The following is a 3,346-nucleotide window of genomic DNA, read 5'->3' on the forward strand; positions in this document are numbered from 1 at the left end:
ACGTGACATTGTACATTTGAAAACGAGTCATCCTCTCAATTACCCATTCTGGTGCCGCAACAAAACCCAAACGCCAGCCAGTCATTGCAAAAGTTTTTGAAAAACCGTTTATTGTTATCACCCTATCGAACATTCCGTTAAGAGAAGCAATACTGTAGTTCTTGACCCCATCATACACAAAATACTCGTAAACCTCATCACTGAACACTATTAAATCATGCTCCACGGCAAAATCCGCGATTTCCTCAAGATCTTTTTTTGTTAGAACGGCTCCAGTAGGATTATTCGGGCTGTTTATGATGAGAGCGCGCGTTTTCTCAGTAACGTACTTTTTAAGATCATCAACGGTTAGGCGGAATTCATTCTCCTCGTGAGTGGGCACTTCAACAGGTTTTCCCCCCGCGAGGATTACTGAGGGAGCATAACTAACAAACGCGGGCGAAGGTATGAGGACCTCCTCACCATCCTTTAAAAATGTTGCAAAACCCATTAAAAGCCCTTGATTCGCTCCAACAGTTATCATGATTTGACTCTTTGGATCAACTTCAATACTATTATCTTTCTTCAGTTTTTCCGCTATTGCTTCCCTAAGCTCCCTAATCCCGGCATTAGGACCATAATGCGTTAACCCCTCGTCCAACGCTTCTTTAGCGTACTCCTTAATGTGCTCAGGAGTGTCAAAGTCGGGTTCTCCAATTCCCAGTGAAATCACCCCCTCAACACCCTGAGCCAAATCAAAAAGCTTCCTAATTTCCGAAGGATTTACGAGTTCCAACCTGTCACTCAACGCCATTTCGAAATCACCGAATATGTGTATGCCGGGATGTTTATAATTTTGCCGCTATAAAATATTGTACATTAGTGAAACCTTTAATGCAGCATTAACCAGAAGCGCCTAATCTATATCCTCGATGCCTCTATCCGTTATCCTGAAGTGCACCATACCTCCTTCGGGTCTGAAGCGGTGCCTCTCTAAAACCGCCAGACGGTAGGAAGGTCTGGGTAACGTCTCAAGCCTCAGAATATCCTTGCATTTGTATCCCAATGTATGTTCCGCTAGGGGCTTTAAGGTTTTCGCCGAAGAGTCAAAATAGACCTGATTTATAACTATTACCCCAAGATTGTGCTTTCTAGCGAGCCATAAAAGGACTTGAAGCTGCTTGCTCAGCTCATTAAGGAGCTCATGCTTTTTCTCCTCCGTGCGGTATAGTGAGGTTATGGAGTCCACAACTATCAAAGAGAACTTCTCACTTACAATTTTCTTTAGTCCCGCTATCATCTTTTTCTGCTCTCTGAAATCGGAGGGCTCAAAAAGTATGAACTTTTCAAGGGCTCCTCTAAGACCCCAATTATATGCCATCTGCTCAAGCCTTTCGGGAGAAAAACCGCCCTCCGTGTCCACATATGCAACCTTCCCCTCATTTAAAAGCCCCACCTGCATGGCAAGGGTTGTCTTTCCGCTCGCAAAAACCCCGTATACCTGGGTTAGAACTCCCCTCTCAATTCCCCCACCTAAAAGCTCATCGAGGTTTTTACTCCCCGTTGTGAGCATATTCAAACCTCTAACGTTTCTTCGGGTTTAAACTCCCTCACAAGAGTCCATATCCTCCTCTTCTGAAGCTCCCTCTTAAAACTTTCAACATCTGCGGAACTGTAGATTCCATAGTGCATGGGAATTGCCATTTTGGGCCTCAATGCTTCCACTATATCAGCTGCTTCCCTCTCATTGGCGGTGGAGCGCCCGCTTATAGGTATTAGGAGGATGTCTATCTTGTATTTCCTTAGTTCCCGGAATCTGGGAGAAGAGTATGTATCTCCCGGGTGGTACAAAACCTTATCCCCAAAAATCAAATAGCCCACGGGGTACTGGCTTGAAGGATGCTCGGCATAAACAACTTTAACTTTAACCCCTCCTTCCAGCTCAATTTCTTCTCCCCATTCCACCTCTTCAACTTTCGTAATCCCATCTGCAATCGCCATGAGATAGACGGGCTTGGGTCCTATAACTGTTGCATCCCTTAACCTAGCTATGAGAGGGGTTTTGCCATAATGATCGCTGTGCTCGTGGGTCACTAGAATATAATCCACATCCCCTATTAGATCATCCTCCACCTCGGGGTAGGGATCGAAAAGGAGCTTAATCCCCCGTGTTTCGATGTAAAAGCATGAATGACCGTACCATGTAATTTTCATTGCAATACCTCCAAATATTGCTCGGCATGTAATTAACTCTACCTTATCGAACTTAAATCTTTCCCTCGGGCTCTCTCAAAACTTTTTGAATATTGGCAATTTTATCCAATAAGTTTATATATTCAAATTGGACAAATAATCCAGTGGTGATACAATGAGAAGGAAAATATCCATTCTGTTTATTGTGCTACTCTTGGGACTTGCTGTCAGCGGGTGCATAAATCAGCCCACAACATCTACTATTACTCAAACAAAAACTACAACATCAACAATAACTCAAACGGAGACCGTTGTTAAAGAGCCTCATTACTATCCCATAAGCGTGAAAGACTTTGCGAACAGGAGCATTACGATTGAGAAAGAACCCAAAAGGATAGTCTCCCTAGCACCCAGCATTACAGAAACTCTGTACTACCTCGGGGTACTCGATAAGGTAGTTGGGATTACGAAGTTTGACAACTTCCCTGCGGATGTCAAAGAGGGCAGGACGGTAATAGGAGGATTCAGCGACCCCAATATTGAGCTCATAGCTTCATTAAAGCCGGATCTCATAATCATCACCTCAATGCACTACAAATATCTTGAGCAGCTGGAGCAGATAGCCCCCGTTGTCGTGGTTGACCCCGGAAATATCGACGAAATATACGAGCAGCTGGAGCTTTTTGGAAGGATATTAAACAAACAGGGAGAAGCTGAAGGTGTGATAAACTTCATGAAGGCTAAAATTGAGGAGATTGAGATCAAAGTTGCAGATAAGCCAAAGGTCAAAGTTTTCTATATCGTATGGAACAATCCTTTAATGACTGCCGGAAAAGGAAGCTTCATAAATGACCTGATAACACTTGCAGGTGGAGAAAACATTTTTGAGGATGTTCAAGGATGGCCTCAGGTGAGCGTTGAGGAGGTACTAGGAAGGGATCCCGATGTGATAGTCCTCCCACCTCACGCCGGAATTACCAGAGAGGAACTGTGTAAGAGCGAACTTTCGAAGACGAGCGCTGTTAGGAATGGGAGGGTCTTCGTGATAAGCGATGACGACATTGTTTCACGGCCGAGCCCGAGAATCGTTGAAGGTCTAGAGGAGTTTGCTCGTCTAATCCATCCTCAAGCATTTAACTACAATGTGAACCTTCTCGTTTGCAATGTTACTGCG

Annotated in this window: 4 protein-coding genes; 1 reads left to right on the forward strand and 3 read right to left on the reverse strand. The window is 44.3% G+C overall.

The window, feature by feature from the left end:
* The 3 genes from ACXJGZ_RS08285 to ACXJGZ_RS08295 form a co-directional block, all read right to left on the reverse strand.
* On the reverse strand, positions 1 to 793 hold a 793-nt coding region (locus tag ACXJGZ_RS08285; protein WP_456399036.1), incomplete at its 3' end, for a pyridoxal phosphate-dependent aminotransferase.
* A gap of 102 nt (positions 794 to 895) precedes the next feature.
* Positions 896 to 1,552 carry a DNA repair and recombination protein RadB gene (gene radB / locus ACXJGZ_RS08290; protein ID WP_293255448.1) on the reverse strand — a complete coding sequence of 219 codons (657 nt, stop codon included), beginning with the start codon at positions 1,550 to 1,552 and terminating at the stop codon, positions 896 to 898.
* A 2-nt stretch (positions 1,553 to 1,554) separates the two neighbouring features.
* Positions 1,555 to 2,193, reverse strand: coding sequence for an MBL fold metallo-hydrolase (locus ACXJGZ_RS08295; RefSeq protein ID WP_456320944.1), 639 nt, complete (start codon positions 2,191 to 2,193; stop codon positions 1,555 to 1,557).
* A gap of 154 nt (positions 2,194 to 2,347) precedes the next feature.
* Here ACXJGZ_RS08295 and ACXJGZ_RS08300 point away from each other — a divergent pair.
* Positions 2,348 to 3,346 (forward strand): ABC transporter substrate-binding protein (locus tag ACXJGZ_RS08300; RefSeq protein ID WP_456399037.1); only part of this gene is annotated, 999 nt, incomplete at its 3' end.

It is taken from the genome of Palaeococcus sp. (in: euryarchaeotes), from assembly GCF_053987695.1.